Raw genomic sequence first — 26,107 nt, forward strand, 5'->3', positions numbered from 1 at the left:
TGCTTCTCTCACACCCTGCGCATTAGGGACTGCCCCCATGACAGACAAGCGCGACTTGCTCATCCTCGGTGGCGGCCTCGTCGGCACGACGCTCGCACTGGCCGCAGCCCGCAAAGGCCTTTCCAGCCACCTCGTCGACCGCGCCGATCCGGCCGATCTGACCGCCGAAGGCTTCGACGGGCGCGCCTCGGCGATTTCGACCGCGAGCTGGCGCCTCTTCCGAAATATCGGCCTTGCCGATGCGCTCGAAGAACATGGATGCCCGATCGAATCCATCGCGGTGCTCGACCAGCTGAAGCCCGGTAGCATCGATTTCCAGCCCGAGCCGCATGAGGGCACGCTCGGCCGCATGTTCGCCAATCGCCAGCTGCGCATCGCACTTTTCGAAGCGCTCAAGGACGAGCCGCTGATCAAGCTCCACGCGCCCGTCGACGTCGTGGAGCGTCATCGCGATGCTTTCTCGGTCAGCGCCACGCTGGCCGATGGGACCGTGCTCGAAGCGGACCTGCTGATCGGCGCAGAAGGGCGCGGATCGCCCACGCGCGAGGAAGAAGGACTCAAGATGGCGAGCTGGGATTATTCGCACCGCGCCATCATCACCGGCCTCGACCACTCCAAGCCGCACGGCGGCGTCGCGTGGGAGATCTTCTACGAGGACGGCCCCTTCGCCCTCCTCCCGCTGCTCGACGGACCTGACGGGGAGCACCGCAGCGCGCTGGTATGGACGGTGGACGAAAAGGACGCAGCCGGCGTGCTCAAGCTGGGCGACCGGGCATTTCTCGCCGAAGTCGAGAAGCGCATGGGCGATATTCTCGGCACGCTCAGCCTCAACAGCGGACGTACCTCATATCCGCTGAGCTTCCAGCACACCGCGCGCATCATTGGGGAACGCATGGCTCTGGTCGGCGACAGTGCGCACGGCATGCACCCGATCGCAGGACAAGGCCTCAACCTCGGCCTGCGCGATGTCGGTGCACTGGTCGAGGTACTCGAAGAAGCGCGCCGCCTTGGCCTCGACCTTGGCGATGCGCAGGTTCTCGAGCGCTACGAGAAATGGCGCGCACTCGATTCAATCATGGTCATGGGCGCAACCGACACGCTGACCCGCATCTTCGGCGTACCCGGCAAGACCGCCAGCGCCGTACGACGTTTCGGCATGGCCGGAGTCCAGCGCTCGGGCTGGCTCAAGAAGTTCTTCATGGACGAGGCACGCGGCGTGTCGGGCGATGTGCCCGAGCTGATGAAGGCCTGACGTGTTCTTGCGCCGGGATTATTCCTCGGCGGGACTAGGTTGCGATATCCGGTTACCAGCACCATCGCGCAGGCGGCGCGGTTCCAGCACGGCGGCGGTTTCGATCAGGTCGAGCGCGCGCTGGGTCGAAGCATAACGCTCCGCGTCACGCAGCCACTGGTCGGCCTGCGAGGCTCCGGGAAGATTACGCACTTCCGCCACAGCATCGTCTGGCCTGCCGCTGAGCAGGAAAAGCCTTGCGCGTTCGAGGCGCATCTCCGGCTGAGGCGAAGGGGCGCTTTCGCGGCGGATCGTGAAAAGCGCACCGAGTTCTTCCGTGAAACGTTCAAACCCGCCGCGATCGTCGCCCGATTGCAGCTGCGGTGCGAGACCGTCCAGCCGCGCGATCAGCTGGTCGAGAGTGACCGGCTCGCGCGAGAAGGAGATGATCGTATTGACCGCATTGGGAAGTGCATCGCCGAAGCGCAGGCGCAGCTGATCGGCTAGGTAGCCGAGCTCGGCACCGCGATCGATCGCGCGGCGCACCGCGAAGGCGATCAGCAGGCCCTCGGCGCGCGCGGCGTTGCCTGCCGCCGCCTGCGCCTGGAGGTCGAGCCTAGTGAGACGCTGCTCGGCAGCTGCAAGGCGCTGGTCGAGGCCGCCCTGTTGTTCGGCAACACGCTCGACATCTTCGGCGGAAACCTCGGTTGCGCTCGCAGTGGGCGTGGGAGAAGGCGAACTGCCAGGCGTCGCGGTCGACGTCAGCGCGGCCTGTGGCTCGCTGCTGGTCGCCTGCGCGGCCTCTTCGCCCGAATCCATGCGCCAGGCGAAGTATCCGACAATCGCGGCACCCAGAGCAAAGGACCCGGCAGCGGCAAGCAGCATGGGCCGCATGCTGGACTGCGCCCGCCGATTGCTAACGAAATTCTCCATTGTACTCCGATCCACGACCCTTCGCGCACCTGCCTCGGCGGTGCGATCAATCCCGCCTAAACTACTGGCACAAAGCCTGGGCCATGGCCAGTAGCTCGACATCCAGAGGCTGCGGCGCGGTGTGGACAGCTTCCCAGCCATCGCCCGCCAGCTCGGCGATCCGCGGGCCGAGAACCGCGAGCGTTATCGCGCTCCGGTCGATACCCAGTCTTTCGCATTCTGCCCGGAGGCGCTTTGCCGCCTCACCCGAGTGTAGCAGCGCCACTCCGCCGCTCTCGCGCATCATGGAAGCGATATCGTCGGCCAGTTCGAGCGGCGCTGTCCGATACACGACGCGCGTGTCGATCGTGATGCCTTCGGGCGGGTCGAGGTCGACCATGGCTTCACCCGCTAGGCGCAAAAGGTGACGCTCCTTGCCGGACATGTTGTCGATGAGCTTCTGCAGACCACCTTTGCCAGTACGCGAGACGATGAAGCCCTTCTCGCGCGCACCATCGCCAGTAGCTTCTCCGACCGCGTAGACCGGTAGCGAGGCGAGCTTGTCCAGCCGTTTTCCCCCATGGCGAAACACGTTGGAGCTGCCGACGAGGAGGCCTGAGAAATCATCCGCAGGCGGGACCGTCCATTCGACCGGCTCTACCTCGAACAGCGGGCACCCACTGGCCTCGAGGCCCTGCGCGGCGGCCGTCTCGAGCGTGACGGAGAGGCCGGGTTCGGGCCGGAAGACGTAGAGCGGCCGCATTACGCTGCCGCGCCGAACAGGGCAGTGACATGGGTCGGAGCGCTTTCGAGCAGCTTCCTGCCAAGAGCGCGTGCTGCATCGAGGTCGGTCGCGGCGAAATTCGAGGTTTCCCTCACCCGGACCGCCCCGTCGGCGCTGTAGATCGCCGCCGTCATTGAGAATTCGCTGCCTTCCCGGCGGGTCAGCACCGCAATCGGGCTGTGGCAGGTGCCGCCGAGTGCTTCCAAGAGTGCACGTTCGGCCATCACTTCCTCGCGGCTGTCACGGTGATCGATCGCCGAGAGGTAGCCTTGCGTTTGCTCATCACCGCTGCGGCATTCGATGCCGATCGCGGCCTGCGCTGGTGCAGGCAGCCATTCTTCCGGATCGAGCCGGATACCGACACCGGTTTCGCCCAGCCGCTCAAGCCCGGCGGCTGCGAGGAAAGTGGCATCGGCCTCGCCCGCACCAAGCTTGGCAATGCGGGTCGCGACATTTCCGCGAATTCCCACGACCTCGAGATCAGGTCTTGCGTGCAGGAGTTGCGCAGCCCTTCGCGGGGCGCTGGTGCCGACCTTTGCCCCGCGCGGGAGCGCAGCGATCGAAAGGGCACCAAGCAGGACATCTGCCTTGTCCGCACGCGGCAGGATCGCGCCGATGGCGATCCCCTGCGGACGAATGGTCTCGACGTCCTTCATCGAGTGGACAGCGGCATCGATGCGTCCTTCAGCAAGCCAGATATCGAGCTCGCGCGTCCAGAGCGCCTTGCCTCCTATATCGGCGAGCGGCCGGTCCTGGATCTTGTCGCCACTGGCGATGACCGGAACCAGTTCGACAGCATCCTCGTCCCAGCCATGCGCTTCGCACAGGCGGCGGCGGGTTTCGACCGCCTGCGCCATGGCAAGGGGGGAACGTCGGGTACCGAGGCGGATGAAGGGCTTATCTGTCATGACGCGCGCTTGCCCTAGCGAGCGATACCGTTAAGGGGAAGCGCCATGGCCCTGGTCCTCGGAATAGAAAGCTCCTGCGACGAAACCGCCGCCGCGCTCGTGGATAGCGAGCGCCGTATCGTGGCGCAGCGTATCGCCTCGCAGGACGAGCAGCACGCGCCCTTCGGCGGCGTGGTGCCCGAGATCGCCGCCCGCGCCCATGCAGAGCGCCTCGCGCCGATGATCGTAGGCGTGCTCGAGGATGCGGGCGTTTCTCTTGAGGATTGCGATGCGATTGCAGCGACTGCAGGGCCCGGCCTCATCGGCGGGGTCATGGTGGGCCTCGTCAGCGCCAAGGCTCTTGCGATGGCGAGCGACGTGCCGCTGATCGCGATCAACCACCTCGAAGGTCATGCACTCAGCCCGCGCCTTGCCGACGAAGCGCTCCGGTTCCCCTACGCATTGCTGCTGGTCTCGGGCGGACACTGCCAGATCCTGCGCGTCGATGGTGTCGGCCAGTATCGCCGCCTCGCCACGACGATCGACGATGCGCTGGGCGAGGCATTCGACAAGACCGCCAAGATCCTCGGCCTCGGTTTCCCCGGAGGACCCGCCGTCGAACGGATCGCGAGGGAAGGCGATGCAAGCGCCGTTCCCCTCCCCCGCCCGATGGTCGGCAGCGGAGAGCCGCATTTCTCCTTTGCCGGACTCAAGAGCGCCGTTTTGCGCGCGCACGAGAGCGGCAAGTACGAAGCAGCGGATATCGCCGCGAGTTTCCAGCAGGCAGCCATCGATTGCGTCGTGGACCGCCTCAAAGTTGCTCTCGAAGGCATGCAAGACGTCCAGACGCTGGTCGTCGCCGGCGGTGTCGCGGCCAATGCCTCGGTCCGCGCTGCGCTCGAAGGCGTTGCAAGTGACCACGGCATGCGTTTCACCGCCCCGCCCCCAAGCTTTGCACCGATAATGCTGCCATGATCGCATGGGCGGGGGTAGAACGTCTTTCCATGGAGGGATTCGCACCCGACCCGCTCGAGATCTCGGCGCGGCCTCGCTGGCCGCTGGACCCAGATGCGGAACCGGTGCGCGGAGCGGGAGTGAAGGCATGAGCGTCGGTATCCTCGGAGCAGGCGCGTGGGGAACTGCCCTTGCGCAGATGGCCGCCAGCGACGGGCGCGATGTCCTGATCTGGGCGCGCGAGGACGAGCTGGTCGAGGAGATCAACTCTGCCCGCACCAACTCGCTGTTCCTGCCGAGCGCGAAACTCTCGGAGAATATCACGGCAACGGGCGACCTCGCCGACATGGCCCAGCTCGCTGTACTGCTGGTCGTGACGCCGGCGCAGCACATGGGCAGCGTGCTGGAGGCCATGCCCGCGCATCCGCGCGACCTCGTACTGTGTTCGAAAGGTATCGAGGCCGGCACAGGGCGCCTGATGAATCATGTTGCACGCGACGCCGCCCGAGAAAGCGCTGTCGCCGTGCTTTCGGGCCCGACCTTTGCCCACGAGGTGGCAGCCGGCCTGCCGACCGCCGTCACGCTCGCCTGCAGCGAGGGCCGCGAGCAATGGGAAAGGATCGCACCCGTCGTCGCTCGCCCTGCCTTCCGCCCTTACTATTCCGACGACGTGACAGGTGCCGAGATCGGCGGAGCGGTGAAGAACGTCCTCGCCATTGCCTGCGGAGTGGTCGACGGGCTCGGACTGGGCCAGAACGCGCGTGCCGCCCTGATCGCGCGCGGCTATGCCGAAATGCTGCGTTTCGGAGAGAGCCTTGGAGCTCGTGCGGAAACGCTTGCGGGTCTGTGCGGTCTCGGCGACCTCGTGCTGACCTGCTCGTCCACATCGAGCCGCAACTTCTCGCTCGGCAAGGCGCTGGGCGAAGGCCAGAGCGCGCAGGATCTGATGTCGGACAGGCGCACGGTCGCGGAAGGAGCCCACACCGCGCCCGTGCTGGTCGAACTGGCGGCGCGCCGGGGCGTAGCCATGCCGATCGTCACCGCCGTCTATGATCTCCTGAAAGGCGACGATCCGAAGGCCGTAGTCGAGGACATCCTGTCCCGTCCGCTCAAGGCCGAACAGGAAAGCGACGCTTGAACGACAAGACCTCACAGGAAGAGGTCGATCCCGCAAAGGGAGGCGACGACATGGCGACGCTCGCAAAGGGCGGACGCACCAACACGCTCGGCTTCCTGATCCGCCTGCTAGGCAATATCCCCTTCCTGTTCATCGGCTACCGTCTCTACGGGGTCGAGGACATGGGCCGCTTTGCAGCAGCCTTCGTCGTCATCGAGATATTCGCGCTCGTCTGCGCTCTGGGCGAGAAACGCGGTCTCGCGCAGCGCCTCACCGAAGGTGCGGAACAACACGAGGATACCCCGGCCAATCTCGTATTCGACGGGATGCTGGTCTCCTTCGCCTTTGCGCTCGTGGCGGCAGGCATGTTGCTGGTTTTTCCCGTGATCATCTTCCCGAACGGGACGGGCAGCCAGTTCGACATGGGGATGATCGCCGCGATCCCAGCTTTCGCGCTGACAGAAATCCTGCTCGCGGCGCAGGCCTACCGCTACGACATCGCCACTACGGTCCGTGCGCGCGCCATCGTCGAACCCTGGACCCGTTCCATCGGCGTCGGGGTGTTCTTCTTCATCCCGTTCCTGAAGGATGGCGGCCTCGCGCTTGCCTTCCTCGCCTCGATCTATGCCGGTCTGCTGACAGCGTTATGGTCCTTCCTTCGCACCTACGGCCTCCCGCGCGGGTGGCGTCCGCGGCCTCGCTATCTCGGCAAGCTGACGAGCAGGGCGCTGCCGCTGATCGGCGCCGACGTGATCGAACGCGGCACCCGCCTGCTGGACGTGTTCCTGCTGGGCCAGTCGGCCTCCGCGGCCGCAGTCGGCATCTACTTCTTCGCGAAGGAAATCGTCAGCGTTCCGCAAAAGCTGAAAACCAGCTTCGAGCCTATCCTGTCGCCGGTGATCACCAAGAACCTCAAGATCGGCAACATGAGCGCAATTGCTGCGCAAGTGCGCCAGGTGGGCTTCTGGATCATCGCGCTTCAGGCAGGCATCGCGCTCGCGCTCGCCATTCCGGGCGAGGCCGTCATGGGTCTGGGCGGACCGGCAATCGTCGGCGGTACCGGCGCGCTCGCCCTGCTGCTCGCAGCCGAAGTGATCGCGTCGATGGCAGTCGTGTCCGAAAGCGTGCTCGTCTACATCGCCCGCAAGCGCAATCTCGCCATCTCGGTCGGGATTATCACGCTCCAGGGCGCACTTACGATTGGTCTGATCAGGCTGGCCGACAATCTCGGCCTGGACGAAGGCTTCAAGGCGGCAGGTGCCGCGCTCGCGCTGTTCATCGCACTGGGTACTTCGAGCCTCGTCAAGGCGCTCCTGCTGAAATCGCTGCTCAAGGCGCCGGTTGCAAACTGGCGCTGGGCACTTGTCTGGGCGACCGGCCCAGCCGTGGTCGTCGGCTTCATTGCCACGCAACTGCCCGAATGGGCCGAGCTCATATTCGGCATCCCGGCGATCCTCGCCACATATGGCTACGTGATCTGGAAGCGCGGCTTCGGCCCGGAAGACAGGGTGCTGTTCCAGAAGAGCCAGAGCAAGGACAAGACTGCCCCTGGAAACGAAGGCGCCTGAGTGCCCGGAGCGAAAACTCGTCATCCGGCGCCCATCTTCATGAAGTGGGAAGAGCGCCAGAAGGGTAGACTGGGCGCTTGGCAGGCGGCGCGCTGCGCGGCTAAGAGCCCGGAGTGATGTTCCAGCGCTTTCTCATCCCACTCGGGGCCTTGTCGGTCGTCGCGATCGGCCTTGTCGCCGGCACTTCGGGCAATGCGGAAGAATTGGCCGAAAGATTGGCGCAGCAAAGCGAGCAGGCTTTGGCCGATGCCGAGCTGCCATCGGTCAAGGCGCGCTTCTCCAACCGTTTCGGTCATCCCTCTCGCCATCCGGTCCTCTCGGGAGGCGAGAAGCTCGACGAAGAGGCACGCACAAGAGCCGCTCAGACCGTAGCTGGAGTTTCCGGCGTCGGCGGAATCAGCTGGATCGACGGCACAGTCAATGCCGAGAGCGGCGAGCGTCAATTCGAGCCGCTTCACTGCCAGGAAGACGTCGACGGCCTGTTGCGGGTGCGCACGATCCGGTTCGAGGAAGGAAGCGCTGCTCTCGTGCCCGCCAGCCGGCTGCTGGTCGACGAAGTCGCGACGGCCCTGCGTCCGTGTCTAGGCGCCATCATTGCGATTACCGGCCATACCGATCGTTCGGGCAGCGAACCCGACAATACCGCCCTCAGCATGGACCGGGCGCGCGCGGTTCGCGAGGCGCTGGTTCGCCGAGGCATTCCGCGCGAAGGCCTGCGTGCCCGCGGTTTCGGTTCGAGCGAGCCGATCCCCGGCCTCACGCCGGAAGATCCCGCCAACCGCCGCATCGAGTTCCGCGTGATCCAAATGAAGCCGCTGCAGCCTACGCCGGTCGACACGCCGGGCCCGAGGTGAGAGGGAGCCGCTGATGCCGATATGGTTCGAAACAATCGCCCTGATGCTGGTGGCCTACGGAGTTGGCCTCACGCTCGGCTGGGCGCTATGGGGCCGTGCCCCTGTCGCAATCAAGAAGGAAGGTAACGACACATGAGCGAGCTGCTCGCCGAAAACTGGATCCTGCTGGCGATCGCACTGGTCATCGGGCTGGTCGTTGCGTGGTTCCTGTTCCGCACCAATCGCCGCACGCGTGTGACTGGCGCAAGCAAGGACGTGCTCGACGAAGGTGCGGAGCGCGCCCAGCGCAACGCCGCGCTGGTGGAAAGCGCACCTGCCGCACAACGTGACGAGACCTTAACGCAAGCGACTGCGAACGGCGGTGACGATTTGACGCGCATCAAGGGCGTCGGGCCGAAGCTTGTCGCCGTGCTGAACGGCCTCGGTGTCACCAGTTTCGCGCAGATCGCCGCCTGGGACGACGCCAAGATCGACCGCATCGATGCAGAGCTCGGCCGATTCCAGGGCCGTATCCGCCGCGACGATTGGGTCGGTCAGGCGAAGCTCCTCGCCGAGGGCAAATCGGCCGAGTTTTCCGACAAGTACGGCGCCGGAGCCTGAGCTCCGGAACCTTCTTCTCTTCGGCACATTAATTGGGTTGGGTCGATTGAGCGAGGAGAGGCTGGATGGGACAGCAGCTTAGAGTGCTTGTCGCAGAAGACGAGCTGATCGTGGGATACGATCTGTGCGATACCGTGGCCGAAGCCGGCTACCTTGTCGAAGGCCCCTTCGACGACCTGTCGAGCGCGATGCTCGCCTACCAGAAGATGAAGCCGGACGTGGCCATCCTTGACGTGCAGCTGGGTGACGGCATCGTCTACCCGCTGGCCGAACAGATGATGGCCGAAGACGTGCCGGTCATTTTCCATTCTGGCCAAATCACACCGCAGGAAGTGGCAAGCCGCTTCCCGCAGGCACGGGCCCTGTCCAAGCCCTGCCCCCCGGCAGAGGTCCTGGAAACGGTCCATAGGGCTGCGCGGCACCACTAGACGACTGATCAGGAACGACCTTCCCCCTGCCCCATTCCTTGATTGAACCATCAAGGAAAGGATTTCGCATGTCACTCCAGCAAATGATCCAGAACCACCCGCAGGTTCAGGACAAGACCGAAGAGCTCGTCCTCGCAGCGCGCCATGCGATGCTTTGCTCTCTCTTCTGCACCAGCTGCGCCGATGCCTGCGTGGCCGAGGAGATGGACATGGCGCAGTGCATCCGCAACTGCCTCGATTGCGCCGATGTCTGCGCTGCGACCGCAAGGCTCGCCGTGCGCCGCACCGCCCAGAATATCGACGTCCTTCGCGCCCAGCTCGAAACCTGCATCAAGGCCTGCGAGACCTGCGCGGCCGAATGCGAAGGCCATGACAACCCGCATTGCGCGCTGTGCGCGAAGATGTGCCGCGAATGTGCCGAGGACTGCAAGAAGGCGCTTGCGCATGTGAATTGAAGCCAAGACCGGCGATGCATGGTATGATTGCCGGCCGATGTCCAAGCTGCGCACCTTTTTCGCGCTCGATAGCGCCGACAAACTCGCCTCGCTCGAGGCGATGGTGCTCGTGCTCTATGCAAAGCTCCTGATCGGTAACGTACCGCCGCGCCGGTGGCGCTCGCGCTTCGGGACGGTTGGCCGCTCAAGCGAGAAGTCGGGCGACCTCGAAAAGGTCCGCCGCGTCCGCCTGGCGATCATGCGGGCACTCAACAATGTGCCCGGTGCCCCCAACTGTCTCCCGCAGGCACTGGCCGGACGCTGGATGCTCGAACGCCGCGGAATTGCCTCCAGCCTGTTCCTCGGGACGCAACACGACGAGACCGGCAAGGCGCGCTTCCATGCATGGCTCAAGGTGGGCGACGAATGGGTGACGGGCCTGTGCGACGAAGCGCAGTATACGCTCCTCGTGCCGGGCGAGCCGGAGGCAGCCTGAAATCGCTGACTTCTGGCCTTGCACCGGCCCGCCGCCTCTGCCATCGGCCTGACAAGTTACAAAGGAGACCACATGGCTGGCATGGTGCCGTTCGACTGGAACGATCCCTTCAACCTCGACGATCAGCTGACCGAGGAAGAGCGGATGATCCGCGATGCCGCGCATGGTTTTGCGCAAGGCGAATTGCAGCCGCGTGTGATCGAGGCTTTCTCGACCGAGAAGGACGCTCCCGAGCTGTTTCCCTTGATGGGCGAAGCGGGCCTCCTCGGTGCGACCGTTCCGGAAGAATATGGCGGCGCAGGTGCCAGCTATGTCGCCTACGGCCTGATCGCGCGCGAGATCGAGCGGGTCGATAGCGGCTATCGCTCGATGGCATCGGTCCAGTCGAGCCTCGTGATGTATCCGATCCACGCATACGGTTCGGAAGAACAGCGCAAGAAGTACCTCCCCGGCCTCGCCAGTGGCCAGCTGATCGGCTGCTTCGGCCTGACCGAACCCGATGCAGGTTCGGACCCCGCCGGAATGAAGACCACCGCCAAGAAGGTCGACGGCGGTTATGTCATTTCCGGCTCGAAGACCTGGATCTCGAACTCGCCCTTCGCTGATGTTTTCGTCGTCTGGGCGAAGAGTGAGGCACATGGCGGCGGCATTCGCGGCTTCGTGCTCGAAAAGGGCATGAAGGGCCTGTCGGCTCCCAAGATCGAAGGCAAGATCTCGCTGCGCGCCAGCACCACCGGAATGATCGTGATGGACGAGGTCGAAGTGGGCGAAGATGCCCTCCTTCCCGAAGTCCAGGGCCTCAAGGGCCCGTTCGGCTGCCTCAACCGCGCGCGCTACGGCATCAGCTGGGGGGCGCTTGGAGCGGCGGAGTTCTGCCTCCACGCAGCGCGCCAGTACGGCCTCGACCGCCAGCAGTTCGGTGTGCCGCTCGCCTCGAAACAGCTTTACCAGCTCAAGCTCGCCGACATGATGAGCGAGATCGCGCTCGGCCTGCAGGGTTCGCTGCGCGTCGGCCGCCTGATGGACGAAGGCAAGTTCTCGCCCGACATGATCAGCATCGTGAAGCGCAACAATGTCGGCAAGGCGCTCGATATCGCGCGCAAGTCCCGCGACATGCACGGTGGCAACGGCATTTCGGAAGAATACCAGGTGATCCGCCACATGGTGAACCTCGAGACGGTCAACACCTACGAGGGCACGCATGACGTCCATGCGCTGATCCTGGGCCGCGCCATCACGGGGATCGCCGCATTCTGATGCCCTTTCCTACTTTTCGGAAATGGAGCATCAGGGGCAAATGAGCACGCTCCATCCCGCTGAAACCCGCAGCTTTGGCGGGATTGGTGCGTCCGGCGGATTTTCCGCCAGGACCGTGTTCCATCCGTTCCAAGCTGTAGGAGAGGCCGCATGATCCGCCTGCACGGCTACTATCGCAGCTCGACCAGCTACCGCCTGCGCATTGCGCTGGAGCTGAAAAGGCTGGCATACGAGTATGTGCCGGTGAACCTGCTCGAAGCGGAGCAGAAGGGCGAGGCCTTCACCAGCCGCAACCCCTTCGGCTCGGTCCCGCTGCTCGAAGTCGACGGCAAGGACCGCGTCCAGTCGATGGCGCAGATCGAGTGGCTGGACGAGGCCTACCCGGATCGTCCGCTGCTTCCGACCGATATCGAGGACCGTTATGTGGCGCGCGAGCTGGCCTATGCCATCGCGACCGAGCTGCACGCCCCGCTCAACCTGCCCGTGCTGAAGTACCTCGCGAACGAGTACGGCAAGTCGCAGGAAGAAATCGGCGTCTGGTATCGCCATTGGCTCGCCCGCACGCTCGAACCGCTGGAGGCTCGCCTCGCGCAGCTGGGCACCGGCGATTTCCTGTTCGATGCACCGGGCTTCTTCGAAGTTTGCCTGCTCCCGCAGGTCTACAACGCCCGCCGGTTCGACTTCGACTTCAGCGACAAGCCGCATATCGAGCGGATCGAGGCGGCCTGCCTCGCGCTTCCCGAATTCCAGCGCGCCCATCCGGACGTGCAACCCGACAATCCTGAAAACCAATAAGAGAGGACACCCATGAAACTCGCCACGCTCAAGGACGGAACCCGCGACGGCAAGCTGGTGGTCGTCTCCAAGGACCTCACCCGCTACTGCGCCGCCGACAATATCGCTCCGACCCTGCAGTATGCGCTCGACAATTGGGGCGAGGTCGCACCCCGTCTCGAAGCGCTCTACACGGATGTCGAACACCAGGCAGTGCCCTGCGAACGCTTCCACGAACGCGAGGCGCATTCGCCGCTGCCGCGCGCCTATCAGTGGGCGGACGGCTCGGCCTATATCAACCACGTCGAACTGGTGCGTAAGGCGCGCGGTGCCGAAGTGCCCGAGAGCTTCTACCACGATCCGCTCATGTACCAGGGCGGCAGCGACAACTTCCTCGCCCCGCGCGACGACATCCCCCTGAAGGACACCAAGTGGGGCTGCGACATGGAAGGTGAGATCGCGGTCATCACCGACGACGTCCCGATGGGTGTATCGAGCGAGGACGCAGCCGGTCACATCAAGCTCGTCATGCTGGTCAACGACGTGAGCCTTCGCGGCCTCATACCGGGCGAACTCGCCAAGGGCTTCGGCTTCTTCCAGTCCAAGCCTGCAAGCGCATTCAGCCCCGTCGCCGTCACGCCCGACGAACTTGGCGATGCGTGGAAGGGCAGCGTCATCCACCTGCCGCTGATGGTTGACTACAATGGCGAAGCATTCGGCCGGGCCAATGCCGGTGTCGATGCGACCTTCAGCCTTGCCGACCTCGTCGCACATGCTGCCAAGACGCGTAACCTGTCGGCCGGCACGATCATCGGCTCGGGCACGGTCTCGAACCAGGACGAGAATGGCGGCGCAGGCAAGCCCGTTTCCGAAGGCGGTCTCGGCTACAGCTGCATCGCCGAAATCCGCATGATCGAGACCATCGCCGACGGCGAACCCAAGACCGGATTCATGAAGCCCGGCGACACCGTCCGCGTCGAAATGAAGGACGCCGAGGGCCACTCGATCTTCGGTGCCATCGAACAGAAGGTCGTCGAGGCCTGAGCCGAGCACACCCACTTGTCGGCAGGCGGATAGGCCTGCTGTCCTCGTGGGTGTCGCGCCGCAACGGGGGCGTGTTCGAGGCGGTCGTCGCGCAGGCGAAGATGCTCGGCGAGCTCGGAGCTGAGCCTGTCGTTCTGGGCTTGCGCGAGGAATCGACCTCCGACGACCTTTGGCGTCTTGCCGAATTCGAGACGCATCTGGTCGACCAGTCCGGGCCGCAAGCTTTCGGCTTCTCCCCCGACCTGCCCGAAGCGATCGAGGATGCGCGGCTCGATCTGCTGCATCTCCATGGCATCTGGCAGCACCCGACACACGCGGCGGGCGACTGGGCGAATGCCACGGGCAAGCCGCTCGTCATCAGCCCGCACGGCATGCTCGATCCATGGATAACCTCGCGCAATGCATGGAAGAAGCACTTCGCCCGCGCGCTGTGGGAGAAACGCGCTTGGCGCTCGGCCGCCGCATTCCATGCACTGACCGATGCCGAGGCTGACGACATCGCCCGCGAAACCCGCGGAGCGCGGATCGCGACCATCCCCAATCCTGCGCCGGCCATAGCGGCGCCTGACGACACCACGCGGGGTCCGAACGCCCTCTACATTGGCAGGATTCACGAGAAGAAGAACCTCGCTGCGCTGATCGGGGCATGGCTCGCCGCCCGACCGGACCTGCCCGAGGGCGCTACGCTCACGATTGCCGGATGGGGCGATGACGCGGGTGTCGACATGCTCGAGCGGACCATGCGCGAGCACCGCGAGGCGGGGATCGAATTCGTCGGAACGGCCTTCGGCTCGCAAAAGGCGGCACTGCTGGACCTCGCGCGGTTCCTCGTCCTTCCCTCCCACAGCGAGGGCCTGCCGATGGTAATCCTCGAGGCTTGGGCCGCTGGCGTCCCCACGATCATGACCGAGCACTGCCATTTGCCCGAAGGGTTTGCGCAAGGCGCGGCGATCCGCTGCGGTACAGAAAGCAATTCGATACGCGAGGCGCTGGTCAGTGGCTTTCGCGCCACCAACGCGGAATGGAAGGACATGTCGCGCGCGGCTCTCGAGCTGGCGTCCGGCCCATTCGGCGCGCATTTGGTCTCGGCGAGATGGGAAGCGCTCTACAGCGCCTTGCTCGAAAACTAGTCGCCCACGCGCTCCATGCGCATGTCGTCGAGACGCAGCGCACCGTTCCCCGGCCTCAGCCAGATGCCCAGAACCTGATCGGCGCAATCGGGCGCGCTGACGAGCTGGCCACGGCCCAGCGCGCCGCCTACGCCGCGCGGTCTGCCGGGGACCGAACAGGTCACAGAAATCAGCACGCGATCCGCATTTGCACCGGCCACGCTGCCGAAGACGCGGTACTCGCCCGCCTCAAGCACGATCGCTTGCGAAAGGACGAGGCGCGTTACGCCCGCCCGGTTCTCGATTTCGACCGACTTGTTGCCCTCACCGACCGAAGCGATACGGACATCGCCGCTGCCATGTCTTCTCCAGCCGAAGGTATTCCCGTTGCCGAGCTCCTCGAATTGCGGATCAGCAAGCAGACCGCCCTGGTTTCGTCTGGCACAATAGGTCCGAGAGATATCCCGCGCCTCTCGCAAGTAGTTGCGCTGGGTCAGCTCGCGCACAAGCGGCTCGACGCTCTTGCAAGATAGATCGAGGCCTTCGCCCGCTCCGGCGAGGAAGCGCGCCCGCGAACGCAGCACCTCGTCACTGGCACGGAAATCGCCGAGGTATGACCCCGACCAGAGCGGGTCATCCGCGAGCCTCGCGGCCAGCTGGGCCCTGCCCTCCTCGCTCGCTTCGAGCGAGGTGAAGAAATATTCGATGCGGGCCAGCCGGGGATGCGCTCGCAGCAGGATATCCAGCTGGCGCGCCGTCTCTGCGTAGTCACCATCGGCCAAGGCGGCATCGAAGAAATGGGCCTGCACCAGCGGTTCGCGCAGCCCCATGCTGCGGGCGACCACAAATGCCTCGTTCGCCGAGGAATGTTCGCCTGACAGAAGCCTTGCCGCGCCCAGGAAGGCAGGTCCGCGCGCGTCATGGGGTCCGGCAAGGATCGCCTTTCTTGCCAGCGCCTCTGCCTTCTCTGCATCCCCCGATGCTACCGCCTGCGCAATTTCCACGCGTAGAGCGTCCACGCGAAAAACCTTCGGTACGAGCCGGATGGCGCTTGGCTGGTGTTCGCTGAAGCGGTCGAGACCGGAAAAGATCGCGAGAATAGCGAACAGGCACGCCATCAGCGTCGCGAGCCAGCGGAAACGCCCCGCGTTCATGCGTCCTTTCGCCCGCCATCCTCGGCATAGGCGTAATAGTCATAGCCATAATAGGCCGAATAGCGGTTGTCCGCCCGCGAGGGATCAAACTTCGCCAGCACTGCGCCAAGGATGTTGGGCTCCATCGCACGAAGGCGCCTGAGCGCCGCCTTGAGCGCCCCGCTACGGCCGCGGTCTGCCTCGATCACGAAGACCGTTCCATCGGCAATCGCCGACAACATCGGCGCGTCGGCAAGTCCGAGGACCGGCGGGCTGTCGACGATCACAACGCCGTATTTGTCGGCGAAATGCTCGAGCAGCTGCGCCATTCGCGGCGATGCAAGAAGTTCGGAAGGCGACGGCGGCACCGGGCCCGCCGGGATCAGGTCGAATGACGCGTCACCCATTTCAACGGGGACCGTCGCGCTCGCCGGATCGTCCTGCGAGACGAGCAGGCTGGTGAGACCGCGGTCCTTGGAGGCGCCGAGTATGCGGTGGAGCGCGGGACGCCGAAGGTCGGCATCTATCAGCAGCGGTGCCACCCCGATCCGCGCAAAGCCCGAAGCCAGCGCGAAACTGGTCGTACTCTTGCCCTCGGAGGATTGGGCGCTCGTAACGACAATGATCTTGGGCAGCCCGCGCGGCGTCGAATAGAGCAGCGCACCCCGCATCGAGTTGTAGGCTTCGGAAAGCGCGGATTTCGGATTGCTCAGGGCTTCGATAGGCGCACCGTCCTCTGCGCGAGGCACGACACCGAGCAGCGAAAGGCGCAGCTTGTCCTCCACGTCCTCGGGCGTGTGGATCACATCGTCGAGCTGGTCGCGCAGGAAGATGGCAAGGCCGGCCAGCGCAAGTCCGATCAGGATGCCGAGCGCGAGGTTGCGCGTCAGGCTGGGCGAAGACTGCGCGCTGGGCACTTCGGCGCGGTCGATGATGGTTACATTGCTCGACGCGATGCCCGCAGAAGCGTTGAGCTCGCGATAGCGCTGCAGCAATCCGTCATAGATCGAACGCGCCGTGTCCGCTTCGCGCGCAAGCACGTTGTAGCGAACCGACTGGTCCTGTTCGGCAAGCGTGGCCCCGCGTGCTTCTTGGACCTGGTTCTGCAGCCTCTGCTCGGCCACGGCGGCAGCCTGGTATTCGGCCTGGATCGACTGCCTCACGTCGCGCGCGGTCCGCTCGAGCTGCGCGTTGATGCCGGCAATGTCGCCTTCAAGCCGCGCAATGGCGGGGTGGCTGGGAAGATAGCGATCGCGCGCGCTTTGCAGCTCGCTTTCCAGCTCCGCCCGGCGCGTCATCAGCGACTGGACGGTCGGGTGCGACAACACCGGCTGTGACGACAGGATCGCGGAATTGCGCACCGCATCCCAGCGAGATTGCGCGGCAATTCGGTTCTCGCGCGCACGAATGGCAGCCTGGTTGTACTGCAGCAGGCTGGAGGCCGTGACCGAGCCGGTCGCAAGGTCGGGCCCGCTGGGAGCCACCGCGTCGCGCGTACGGATCAGGCCGACACCGCGCGCATATTCGTTGAGCGCGGCTTCGGTTTGCTCGAGATCGCGACGCGCCTCGTCGAGCTGCTCGGCAACGAAGTTGCGCGCGTAGGAAGAGCTGTCGAACCTGCGCTGGAGGTTCTGCTGGATGAACTCCTCGGCAAAGGTGTTCGCAATGCGCGCGGAAAGATCGGGATCGGTGCTGGTGAAAGTGATCAGCGCGATGCGCGTCGAGCGCCGGAGCTCGATATCGAGATTGCCCTGCAGCAGGTCGATCGCCCATTTGCGCGTCTGCGCCTCGGTACCGGTGAGCGAGGTCGCGGGGACCTCCATCGCGGCGAAGAAGCGCTCCTGACTGGCGAGGTCAAGGGCATCGACAACCCGCTCGGCCAGCGCGCGACTGCGTAGGACGTCAAGCTGCGTGTTGAGAAAGCGCTCGGTATCCCAGTCTGACGGCGGCGCGATCTGCGTCTCGAAATCGCCACCCAGAACCTCGTCGCTCTGATCGTTGATCTGGACCGTTGAAGCCGCTGAATACTGCGGCGTGTCGAGCATTGTCGCAACGACTGAGAGCGCGACACAGATGCCGAGGATCGCCGCCGCCATCCAGAAATAGCGCCTGACAGCAGAGAACACCTGGCGCAGGGTCGCGCTGACCGCGTTCTCTCCCGGCGCGGGATATTCCGCCGGGTAGGTGCCGTCGTGGGCCGAAGTTGTCATCTGATCCATCAATTGATCGGCCTGAAGAAGCCGACGACAGGCAGTGCCTTCACGACGTCGAGATAGGCCCCGCGAACGGTCGAATAGCCGACGACCACAACGTCGCCCGGCACGAGTGCGACATCCGGCGACCTGCCACCACGGATGTCCTGCAGGTCGAAGCGGCCTGCCAGCCGCTGTCCCTCGACAGTGCGGAAGATGATGACCTCGTCGAGCTTGGCAACGTCCGTTGGGCTTCGCGCGAGCGCCAGCGCCGAGAGCAGCGTCTGGCCCTCGGCATAGGGAAACACACCCGGCTGCTCAACTTCGCCCTCTACGGCGATGGTGCGAACGCGGCCTTGCAGCACGACCACGTTCACGCGCGGATCGCGCACGAAATCGGCGGCATAGGCTGCCTCGATACCCTGCGCGAGTTCGCCGGCGCTCTGGCCGCTTGCTCGGATCTCGCCGATCAGCGGCAGGTTCACGAAACCCGCATTGTCGATGACCAGTTCGTCAACCGACAGCTCGGGCTCGCCGTAAATCCGCACTGCGATCTTGTCGCCGGGTGCGAGGTCATAGCTCTGCGGCTGGATTTGCGAGGGATCGATCGCCACGGCGTCATAGCCAGCCTGTCCTGCCGGAACGACAGGGTTCATCGGCCTCTGGCACGAGGCGAGCAGCGCCACTGCGCAAAGCGCCGCAATTTTCGCCATATCCGCCATGTTGAAGCTGCGGATCATATTTCGCCGTCCCGTCCCTTGCGACCCTTCGACCCGCCCACAGACGGAGTTAGCAAGCCCGCCATCGCCGCAGCGAGGCACGCAATCGCCATATTTCTAAGCGGATAGTCCACGATGGAGTGCAGCGCAACGATGGCAAGCCCGCCCATCGCAAAGAGCTGGAGCACGTGATCATGGGGTGACAGCCTCCACGCACGCCGCGCCATGAGGAAGAGAACCGCTGCACCGAATACAACGACAAGCGGAGCGAGCATGCCCGCCTCGAGCAGGAATTCCAGGTAGTCGTTGTGAGCGCGATTCGGAAACGCAGGCCCCAGATATTCCATACTTTCATGGGGCAGGAAGGCCTCGGTGAAGGTCCCGATGCCGCTGCCCGCCCAGCCGAAGCTCTGGATCGCGGTCACCGTATCCTGCCACAAGGGAAAGCGCGCATCGCCTGTCGCATCGAAACGCTCCGCCACGCGGGCAAGCTGAGGATTCGAGCCGAGGAGAAACGGGATCGCGAGAAGACCCAGCGCGATTGCCGTAAATCCATAAAGCAACTGCCTGGCGCGCGAACCCGCATCTGTCCTGACTAGGATCAGCCAGGCGAAGCCGATAGCGACCAACAGCAACGCGATCCCTGCGCGCGATCCCGTCAGCAATATCGCGAACAGCAGCACCACAAGAGCCGCCAGGACGAGCGGAGCGCGGCGCCTGTCCTGCGCGCGCTTGCGGTCGCACGCGGACCAAGCGGCAAAGGCGAGCGACCCGATCAGCAGGACGTCGACCGCCGCATTGCGATTTGCGTGGAAGGCGGTGAGCCAGCCACGGTGGCTTTTTTCGTAGAGGCGAAAGGCCTCCGGCCCGCCCGCGATCTGCAACGCGCCGAGCCCTGCTCCTGCAAGCGCGATCAGGCCAATCGTCAGAACGAGGAAACGGCGGTCACGGTGGCCGAGCGTCGAGACGGCCCACATCGTCCCCACCGCCGGGATCAGCGCGAGCAAGCCGGCCAATGTCAGTGAGGGACTGATCGAGAGCGGGCGCCAGCTGTCCTCGGCCCCGACGAGCGCAAGATTGGCGAGCTGGAGTTCCCTTCCGGGCAATGCCTGCCAGATCGGCGGCGGCAGCGGTACCAGCTGGATGAGAGGTAAGGCGACAAGGGCAGCGCCAAGCAAGAGAAGCGGGCGCGGTACGCTGGGACTGCGCCCGGCCCACCAAGTCCATGCGAGCACGGCCGCGACAAAGCCGAGCTGGACGATGATTTCAGCCTTGGGTGTTGGCGAACCGCCACCACCGAGGACCATCGCGAAGCCTATGAAAGCCGCACAAATCCACCCGTGGCGCGACGGTGTCCTGTGATCGAACTTCTCCAGCGCCCTGCTCCCTCTCGAAGGAACCGGAGCCTAGGCGCCGGAGACCCCTGCGCAAACTACATGCTGCGCGCAATCACCATCTTCATGACTTCGTTCGAGCCGCCGAAGATCCGCGTGATGCGGCTGTCGCGGTACATGCGGGCAATCGGGTAGTCGTTGATGTAACCGGCACCGCCGTGGAACTGGAGGCACTTGTCGACCACTTCGCCCTGAAGCTCGGTGACCCAGTATTTCGCCATGCAGGCGGTATCGACGCTGAGTTCGCGCTTGAGGTGCTTGGCGATACAATCGTTGACGAACACCCGCGCCGCGGTGGCCCGCGCCTTGAGATCGGCCATCACGAATTGCGTGTTCTGGAAATCCCAGATCGTCTGCCCGAATGCCTTGCGACTTTTCACGTATTCCATCGTCGTCTCGAGCGCCTTCTCGATCCCCGTCATCGCGCCCATGGCGATGATCAGGCGCTCCTGCGGCAGCTCGCCCATAAGCTGGTAGAAGCCCTTGCCTTCCTCACCGCCGAGAACCGCGTCGCTCGGCACGAAAACGTCGTCGAAGAAGAGCTCGGACGTGTCGGCGGCGTCCATGCCAATCTTGTCGAGCTTCTTGCCGCGCTGGAACCCTTCCGCTCCTTCCGTCTCGAGCAGCATGAGCGAGATGCCCTTCGCTCGCTCGTTCGGGTCGGTCTTGGCGACGACGATGATGAAATCGGCCGTCTGACCGTTCGAGATGTAGGTCTTGGCGCCATTGATGCGGTAGCCATTGCCGTCCTTCAGCGCCGTGGTGGTGATGCTCTGGAGGTCCGAACCGACGCCCGGTTCCGTCATGGCGATCGCACTGACGAGTTCGCCGGTGACGAGCTTGGGCAGGTACTTCTTCTTCTGCTCCTCGGTCCCGTGACGCACGAGATAGGGCAGAATCACGGTGTTATGCAGGCTGGCGGCAAAGCCTTCGACGCCGTGCTTGGCCTGCTGGTCGATGACGACCATCTCGTGGCGGAAATCGCCGCCATGGCCGCCGTATTCCTCAGGAACGGAGGTGCCGAGCAGGCCTGCCTCACCAGCCTCGCGCCAGAAGTCGCGCTCGACCTGGCCCTCTTCGCGCCATTTGAGGACGCGTTTTTCCGGTGCGTGCTGCTGGTAGAACTTGCCCACGGCATCGGCGAAGATCGAAATCTCTTCGTCGTCCATGAACTCGGGCTGGGGTACGTCGATAACGGCCATCTTACTTCCCCTTCCAGTTGGGCTTGCGCTTCTCGGCGAAGGCGGCGGCGCCTTCGCGGGCATCTTCGGAGACGAACACCGGGCCGATGAGCTGCGCCTGCTTGTCGTAACGCTCGTCCATCGCCCAGCCGCGCGATTCCTTCATGATCTGCTTCGACACCTTCACCGCGAGCGGGCCGTTGGCGGCGATGCTCGCTGCGAGCGCCTTCGCACCGTCCAGCGCTGACCCGTCGGTCACGCGGTTGATGAGGCCGAGTTCATAGGCACGGTCCGCGCCGATGAAGTCGCCGGTCAGAGCCAGTTCCATTGCAACACGCTCAGGGATCTGGTCGGGCAGCATCATCACGCCGCCTGCAGCCGCCACGAGGCCTCGCTTGGCTTCGGGAATGCCGAATTTCGCATCCTTGTGCGCCACCACCAGATCGCAGGCGATCATCAGTTCGAGACCGCCGGCGAGCGCATAGCCTTCGACTGCGGCGATCAGCGGCTTCTTCGGCGGGGCCTGCACCACGCCGCCGAAACCGCGGCCCTCGATGCTGGGCGATTCGCCACGGAGGAAGCCCTTGAGGTCCATACCCGAGCAGAACGTACCGCCCGCACCGGTCAGGATGCCAACGCGAAGGTCGTCGTCCTCGTCGAGCCGGTCCATCGCGGCGGCGATTCCCTCGGCTGCAGCCTTGTTCATGGCGTTCTTGGCTTCGGGACGGTTGATCGTGACGATCAGGACACCGTCGTCGACTTCGGTCAGGACGTCATCAGACATGCTCGCTCTCTCCATTGCGATTTGAAACTGTTCTTGCGCCCTTGCTGCGGGAGGTTTACGCAAACGTCAACCGGCAAAAGCCGCAAGATTCGATCAAACGAGAGAGGAACACGCCATGTCCGAAGCCTATATCATCGATGCCGTTCGCACCCCGCGCGGAATCGGCAAGCAGGGCAAGGGCGCGCTGGCGGCAATGCACCCCCAGCATCTCGCCGCCACCTGTCTCAAGGCGATCAAGGACCGCAACCATCTCGACACCTCGACCGTCGACGACGTGATCTGGTCGGTCAGCACTCAGGACGGCATGCAGGCGGGCGACATGGGCCGTATGGCAGCGCTCGACGCGGGCTACGACATCACCTCTTCGGGCACGACGCTGGACCGCTTCTGCGGCGGCGGAATCACCTCGGTCGCTCTGGCTGCAGCGCAGGTCATGAGCGGCATGGAAGATTGCGTGGTCGCGGGCGGCACCGAGATGATGAGCCTCACCGCGCAGATGTCGAAGGACAAGATGCAGGCCGGGATCAGGCCGCCGATGATGGGCAGCTACAACGAGCGCCTGCAGGCAAGCCACCCGCAGAGCCACCAGGGCGTGTGCGGTGATGCCATCGCCACCATGGAGGGCTTCACCCGCGAGGAACTGGACGAGGTCGGCTACCGCAGCCAACAGCGCGCTGCCCAAGCGATCGAAGAAGGCCGCTTCGACAAGTCAGTGATCCCGGTTGTCGACGATGAGGGCAATGTGGTGCTCGACCACGAGGAATTTCCCCGTCCGCAGACAACCATGGAAGGCCTTTCCCAGCTCGAACCGGCTTTCACCAAGATTGCCAATGTCCCGCTCGACAAGAACGGCACGACCTTCGCCGGTCTCGTGAACGCGAAATATCCCGATCTGAAGATCGAGCACTTCCACCATGCGGGCAACAGCTCGGGCGTGGTCGACGGCGCTGCCGCGGTGCTCGTGACCAGCAAGGACTACGCGCAGAAGCATGGCCTCAAACCCCGCGCGCGCATTGTGGCGACGGCCAACATGGGCGACGATCCCACGCTGATGCTTAACGCGCCGGTCCCGGCCGCCAAGAAGGTGCTGGAAAAGGCCGGCCTGACCAAGGACGACATCGAACTCTACGAGATCAACGAGGCATTCGCCGTGGTCGCCGCCAAGTTCGTGCGCGACCTCGATCTCGACTGGGACAAGGTCAACGTGAACGGCGGATCGATCGCTCTCGGCCACCCGATCGGCGCGACCGGTTCGATCCTGATCGGCACGATGGTCGACGAGTTGGAGCGCCAGAACAAGCGCTACGGCCTCGTCACCATGTGCGCTGCGGGCGGCATGGCCCCCGCCATCGTGATCGAGCGCGTCGACGATTTCGTCGACTGATCGGTACGATCACTTCAACGGCAGGATCTGCTTGATGATGTAGTCCGCGGCTTCCTCGGGGCTCATCGCCACCGTGTTGACGCGAATTTCCGGCTCCTCGGGCTCCTCATAGGGGCTGTCGATGCCGGTGAAGTTCTTCAGCTCGCCTGCGCGCGCCTTCTTGTAGAGGCCCTTCACGTCGCGTGCCTCCGCCACTTCGAGCGGGGTGTCGACGTGAATCTCGATGAATTCGCCCTCGCCCATCATGTCGCGGACCAGCTGGCGGTCCGCGCGGAACGGCGAGATGAAGGCGGTCAATACGATGAGGCCCGCGTCGGTCATCAGCTTGGCGACTTCGCCGATGCGACGAATATTCTCGATCCGGTCGCTCTCGGTAAAGCCCAGGTCCTTGTTGAGACCGTGGCGGACATTGTCGCCGTCGAGCAGGAAAGTGTGGCGGTTCATCATCGCCAGTTTCTTCTCTACCTCGTTGGCAATGGTCGACTTGCCCGAGCCCGACAGGCCGGTGAACCACAGCACGCGCGGCTTCTGGTTCTTCATCGCGGCGTGATCGTCACGCGTGATGTCGACTGCCTGCCAGTGCACGTTCTGCGCGCGGCGGAGACTGAAGTGCAGCATGCCGGCGCCCACCGTGCGGTTAGACAGTTTGTCGATCAGGATGAAGCCACCAAGCGCGCGGTTCTCGGCATAGGCCTCGAACACAATCTGTTTGTCGGTGGTAATCTCCGCAACGCCGATCTGATTGAGGTGGAGCGTCTTTGCAGCAAGGTGCTCCATCGTGTTGACGTCGACCTCGTACTTCGGCTCGGCGACAGTCACGCTGACCATCTGCGTTCCGATCTTCATCCAGTACGCGCGACCGACAACGAGCGGGTCCTCGTCCATCCAGACAATCGTGCTTTCGAACTGGTCGGCAACTTCTGGCGGGCTGTCGGCCGCCGCAAGAACGTCGCCGCGCGAACAGTCGATCTCGTCATCGAGCGTAAGCGTAACGGATTGACCGGCGACGCCTACCTTGAGGTCGCCATCCATGGTCACGATCGATTTGACGGTGCTGGTTTTGCCTGAAGGCAAGGAGCGAACGGTGTCGCCGGGTTTCACGCTGCCGGTCGCGATCTGCCCGGAAAAGCCGCGGAAATCGAGGTTCGGGCGGTTCACCCACTGGACCGGCAGACGGAAGGGCTTGTCGAGATTGATCTCGCTGCGCACCTCGACGGCTTCGAGGTGATCCATCAGCGTCGGCCCTGTGTACCAGCCCGTATTTTCCGACTTGGTCGTGATGTTGTCGCCGGCGAGTCCGCTGATCGGGATTGCGGTGAAACTCTCGATACCGATGCTTTCCGAGAACGCCTTATAGTCCGCGATGATCGCGTCATACTTGTCCTGGTCGTAGTCGATCAGGTCCATCTTGTTGACGGCAAGAACGAGGTTCTTGATGCCGAGCTGATGGCACAGGAAGCTATGCCGTTTCGTCTGGACCAGCACGCCCTTGCGCGCATCGATCAGGATGCAGGCGAGGTCTGCGGTAGACGCACCGGTGACCATGTTGCGCGTGTACTGTTCATGTCCCGGGCAGTCGGCGACGATGAACTTGCGGTTCTCGGTCGCGAAGAAGCGATAGGCGACATCGATGGTGATGCCCTGCTCGCGCTCTGCGGCGAGGCCGTCGACCAGCAGCGCGAAATCGATCTCCTGGCCCTGCGTGCCGACCTTCTTGCTGTCGTTCTCGAGCGCGGCCAGCTGATCCTCGAAGATCATCTTGGAATCGTAGAGAAGGCGGCCGATCAGGGTGGACTTGCCGTCATCCACGCTGCCGCAGGTAATGAAGCGCAGCATGGTCTTGTGCTGGTGCTTTTCGAGATAGGCGTCGATGTCCTCGGCGATCAGCGCCTCGGTCTCGTAGACAGGATGCTCGCTCATCAGAAATAGCCCTCCTGCTTCTTCTTCTCCATCGACGCGTCACCTGAATCCTTGTCGATCACGCGGCCTTGGCGTTCGGAGGTCGTCGTCAGGAGCATTTCCTGGATGATCTCGGGCAACGTCGCCGCCTCGCTTTCGACGGCGCCGGTCAGCGGGAAGCAGCCCAGCGTGCGGAAGCGGATCGAGCGTTCGGTGATCTCGGGACGCTTGCCCATCACCTTTTCGAGGCGCTCGATATCGTCGGCCATGAACAGGCCGCCTTCATATTCGAAGGTCGGGCGTTTGGCGGAATAGTAGAGCGGGACGATCTCGATGTTCTCGAGATGGATGTACTGCCAGATGTCGAGCTCGGTCCAGTTCGACAGCGGGAAGACGCGGATGCTCTCGCCTTTCTTCTTGCGCGCGTTGTAGAGGTTCCACAGCTCAGGGCGCTGGCTCTTCGGGTCCCAGCCGTGGCTCGCGGTGCGGAACGAGAAGATGCGCTCCTTGGCGCGGCTCTTCTCTTCGTCTCGGCGCGCGCCGCCGAAAGCTGCGTCGAAACCGTATTTGTCGAGCGCCTGCTTAAGCCCCTGCGTCTTCCACATGTCGGTATGCACCGGCCCGTGGTCGAAGGGATTGATGCCGAGTTCCCTGGCTTCGGGGTTCTGATGAACCAGCAGCTCCATCCCGGCCTCGTCGGCGCTGCGTTGGCGCAGCTCGTACATGTCCTTGAACTTCCAAGTCGTATCGACATGGAGCAGCGGGAACGGCGGTGGTGAAGGGTAGAAGGCCTTCTTGGCGAGGTGCAGCATCACCGCGCTGTCCTTGCCGATCGAATAGAGCATCACGGGCTTTTCTGCCTCGGACACCACTTCCCGCATGATGTGGATGCTTTCGGCCTCGAGCCGCTGCAAATGTGTGAGGGACATTATGGTCTCTTTACGGGTCTGGGTTGGCTTGCTGGGGGACAGC

Annotated in this window: 25 protein-coding genes and 1 pseudogene; 15 read left to right on the top strand and 11 right to left on the bottom strand. The window is 64.1% G+C overall.

Annotated features, from left to right (window positions below; translation table 11 throughout):
* Positions 1-37 precede the first annotated feature (37 nt).
* The gene (locus ACZ1G8_RS02420) at positions 38-1,252 is read left to right on the top strand and encodes an FAD-dependent monooxygenase (protein ID WP_472680241.1); all 1,215 of its coding nucleotides are present in this window, start codon (positions 38-40) and stop codon (positions 1,250-1,252) included.
* 18 nt (positions 1,253-1,270) lie between these two features.
* Here ACZ1G8_RS02420 and ACZ1G8_RS02425 read toward each other — a convergent pair whose 3' ends face one another.
* The 3 genes from ACZ1G8_RS02425 to hemC form a co-directional block, all read right to left on the bottom strand.
* Positions 1,271-2,125 (bottom strand): hypothetical protein, encoded by an 855-nt coding sequence (locus ACZ1G8_RS02425; protein ID WP_472680242.1) that lies wholly within the window; start codon positions 2,123-2,125, stop codon positions 1,271-1,273.
* A 100-nt stretch (positions 2,126-2,225) separates the two neighbouring features.
* Complete coding sequence (locus ACZ1G8_RS02430) at positions 2,226-2,906, bottom strand: uroporphyrinogen-III synthase (protein ID WP_472680243.1); 681 nt, start codon at positions 2,904-2,906, stop codon at positions 2,226-2,228.
* Complete coding sequence (hemC, locus tag ACZ1G8_RS02435; protein WP_472680244.1) at positions 2,906-3,835, bottom strand: hydroxymethylbilane synthase; 930 nt, start codon at positions 3,833-3,835, stop codon at positions 2,906-2,908. Before hemC ends, ACZ1G8_RS02430 begins: the two co-directional genes overlap by 1 nt.
* Positions 3,836-3,880: 45 nt before the next feature.
* Between hemC and tsaD the strand changes: the two are divergent.
* The 13 genes and pseudogenes from tsaD to ACZ1G8_RS02500 all read left to right on the top strand — a co-directional run bounded on the left by tsaD (position 3,881) and on the right by ACZ1G8_RS02500 (position 14,470).
* A pseudogene (gene tsaD / locus ACZ1G8_RS02440) lies at positions 3,881-4,920 on the top strand (tRNA (adenosine(37)-N6)-threonylcarbamoyltransferase complex transferase subunit TsaD).
* On the top strand, positions 4,917-5,906 hold the full coding sequence (locus ACZ1G8_RS02445) for an NAD(P)H-dependent glycerol-3-phosphate dehydrogenase (protein WP_472680245.1): 990 nt from the start codon (positions 4,917-4,919) through the stop codon (positions 5,904-5,906). Before tsaD ends, ACZ1G8_RS02445 begins: the two are co-directional and overlap by 4 nt.
* Positions 5,907-5,956: 50 nt before the next feature.
* A complete protein-coding gene (locus ACZ1G8_RS02450; protein WP_472681159.1) occupies positions 5,957-7,453 on the top strand; it encodes a lipopolysaccharide biosynthesis protein in 1,497 nt (498 codons plus the stop codon).
* 116 nt (positions 7,454-7,569) lie between these two features.
* Positions 7,570-8,307: an OmpA family protein gene (locus ACZ1G8_RS02455; protein WP_472681160.1), complete on the top strand. Its 738-nt coding sequence runs from the start codon at positions 7,570-7,572 to the stop codon at positions 8,305-8,307.
* Positions 8,308-8,320: 13 nt separating this feature from the next.
* On the top strand, positions 8,321-8,443 hold the full coding sequence (locus ACZ1G8_RS02460; protein WP_472680246.1) for a hypothetical protein: 123 nt from the start codon (positions 8,321-8,323) through the stop codon (positions 8,441-8,443).
* Complete coding sequence (locus ACZ1G8_RS02465) at positions 8,440-8,907, top strand: hypothetical protein (protein ID WP_472680247.1); 468 nt, start codon at positions 8,440-8,442, stop codon at positions 8,905-8,907. The genes ACZ1G8_RS02460 and ACZ1G8_RS02465 overlap by 4 nt, the downstream gene beginning before the upstream one ends.
* Positions 8,908-8,972: 65 nt before the next feature.
* Positions 8,973-9,335 carry a response regulator gene (locus ACZ1G8_RS02470; RefSeq protein ID WP_472680248.1) on the top strand — a complete coding sequence of 121 codons (363 nt, stop codon included), beginning with the start codon at positions 8,973-8,975 and terminating at the stop codon, positions 9,333-9,335.
* Between the two features lie 68 nt (positions 9,336-9,403).
* Positions 9,404-9,790, top strand: coding sequence for a four-helix bundle copper-binding protein (locus tag ACZ1G8_RS02475; RefSeq protein ID WP_472680249.1), 387 nt, complete (start codon positions 9,404-9,406; stop codon positions 9,788-9,790).
* A gap of 37 nt (positions 9,791-9,827) precedes the next feature.
* The gene (locus ACZ1G8_RS02480) at positions 9,828-10,265 is read left to right on the top strand and encodes a lasso peptide biosynthesis B2 protein (protein WP_472680250.1); all 438 of its coding nucleotides are present in this window, start codon (positions 9,828-9,830) and stop codon (positions 10,263-10,265) included.
* A gap of 81 nt (positions 10,266-10,346) precedes the next feature.
* Positions 10,347-11,522 carry an acyl-CoA dehydrogenase gene (locus tag ACZ1G8_RS02485; RefSeq protein WP_221429546.1) on the top strand — a complete coding sequence of 392 codons (1,176 nt, stop codon included), beginning with the start codon at positions 10,347-10,349 and terminating at the stop codon, positions 11,520-11,522.
* A 153-nt stretch (positions 11,523-11,675) separates the two neighbouring features.
* The gene (gene maiA, locus ACZ1G8_RS02490; RefSeq protein WP_472681161.1) at positions 11,676-12,317 is read left to right on the top strand and encodes a maleylacetoacetate isomerase; all 642 of its coding nucleotides are present in this window, start codon (positions 11,676-11,678) and stop codon (positions 12,315-12,317) included.
* Positions 12,318-12,329: 12 nt separating this feature from the next.
* Positions 12,330-13,340: a fumarylacetoacetate hydrolase family protein gene (locus ACZ1G8_RS02495; protein WP_472680251.1), complete on the top strand. Its 1,011-nt coding sequence runs from the start codon at positions 12,330-12,332 to the stop codon at positions 13,338-13,340.
* Between the two features lie 50 nt (positions 13,341-13,390).
* Positions 13,391-14,470 (top strand): glycosyltransferase, encoded by a 1,080-nt coding sequence (locus ACZ1G8_RS02500; RefSeq protein WP_472680252.1) that lies wholly within the window; start codon positions 13,391-13,393, stop codon positions 14,468-14,470.
* On the opposite strand, the gene ACZ1G8_RS02505 is transcribed toward ACZ1G8_RS02500, so the two are convergent.
* The 6 genes from ACZ1G8_RS02505 to ACZ1G8_RS02530 all read right to left on the bottom strand — a co-directional run bounded on the left by ACZ1G8_RS02505 (position 14,467) and on the right by ACZ1G8_RS02530 (position 21,852).
* Complete coding sequence (locus tag ACZ1G8_RS02505) at positions 14,467-15,603, bottom strand: tetratricopeptide repeat protein (RefSeq protein WP_472680253.1); 1,137 nt, start codon at positions 15,601-15,603, stop codon at positions 14,467-14,469. The genes ACZ1G8_RS02500 and ACZ1G8_RS02505 overlap by 4 nt on opposite strands.
* Positions 15,600-17,792 carry a GumC family protein gene (locus ACZ1G8_RS02510; RefSeq protein WP_472680254.1) on the bottom strand — a complete coding sequence of 731 codons (2,193 nt, stop codon included), beginning with the start codon at positions 17,790-17,792 and terminating at the stop codon, positions 15,600-15,602. Before ACZ1G8_RS02510 ends, ACZ1G8_RS02505 begins: the two co-directional genes overlap by 4 nt.
* Positions 17,793-17,800: 8 nt before the next feature.
* Positions 17,801-18,514: a polysaccharide biosynthesis/export family protein gene (locus ACZ1G8_RS02515; RefSeq protein WP_472680255.1), complete on the bottom strand. Its 714-nt coding sequence runs from the start codon at positions 18,512-18,514 to the stop codon at positions 17,801-17,803.
* A complete protein-coding gene (locus ACZ1G8_RS02520; RefSeq protein WP_472680256.1) occupies positions 18,511-19,800 on the bottom strand; it encodes an O-antigen ligase family protein in 1,290 nt (429 codons plus the stop codon). Before ACZ1G8_RS02520 ends, ACZ1G8_RS02515 begins: the two co-directional genes overlap by 4 nt.
* A gap of 125 nt (positions 19,801-19,925) precedes the next feature.
* On the bottom strand, positions 19,926-21,089 hold the full coding sequence (locus tag ACZ1G8_RS02525) for an acyl-CoA dehydrogenase family protein (protein WP_472680257.1): 1,164 nt from the start codon (positions 21,087-21,089) through the stop codon (positions 19,926-19,928).
* A gap of 1 nt (position 21,090) precedes the next feature.
* Positions 21,091-21,852, bottom strand: a complete 762-nt coding sequence (locus tag ACZ1G8_RS02530; RefSeq protein ID WP_472680258.1) for a crotonase/enoyl-CoA hydratase family protein — start codon at positions 21,850-21,852, stop codon at positions 21,091-21,093.
* 115 nt (positions 21,853-21,967) lie between these two features.
* Between ACZ1G8_RS02530 and ACZ1G8_RS02535 the strand changes: the two genes are divergently transcribed.
* Positions 21,968-23,236 carry an acetyl-CoA C-acetyltransferase gene (locus tag ACZ1G8_RS02535; protein ID WP_472680259.1) on the top strand — a complete coding sequence of 423 codons (1,269 nt, stop codon included), beginning with the start codon at positions 21,968-21,970 and terminating at the stop codon, positions 23,234-23,236.
* A gap of 9 nt (positions 23,237-23,245) precedes the next feature.
* Here the strand turns inward: ACZ1G8_RS02535 and cysN are convergent, their stop codons facing one another.
* Positions 23,246-25,156: a sulfate adenylyltransferase subunit CysN gene (gene cysN / locus ACZ1G8_RS02540; RefSeq protein WP_472680260.1), complete on the bottom strand. Its 1,911-nt coding sequence runs from the start codon at positions 25,154-25,156 to the stop codon at positions 23,246-23,248.
* Positions 25,156-26,064 carry a sulfate adenylyltransferase subunit CysD gene (gene cysD / locus ACZ1G8_RS02545; RefSeq protein ID WP_472680261.1) on the bottom strand — a complete coding sequence of 303 codons (909 nt, stop codon included), beginning with the start codon at positions 26,062-26,064 and terminating at the stop codon, positions 25,156-25,158. The genes cysN and cysD overlap by 1 nt, the downstream gene beginning before the upstream one ends.
* Positions 26,065-26,107: the final 43 nt, after the last annotated feature.

This window comes from Qipengyuania sp. BR81-2 (assembly GCF_055693895.1).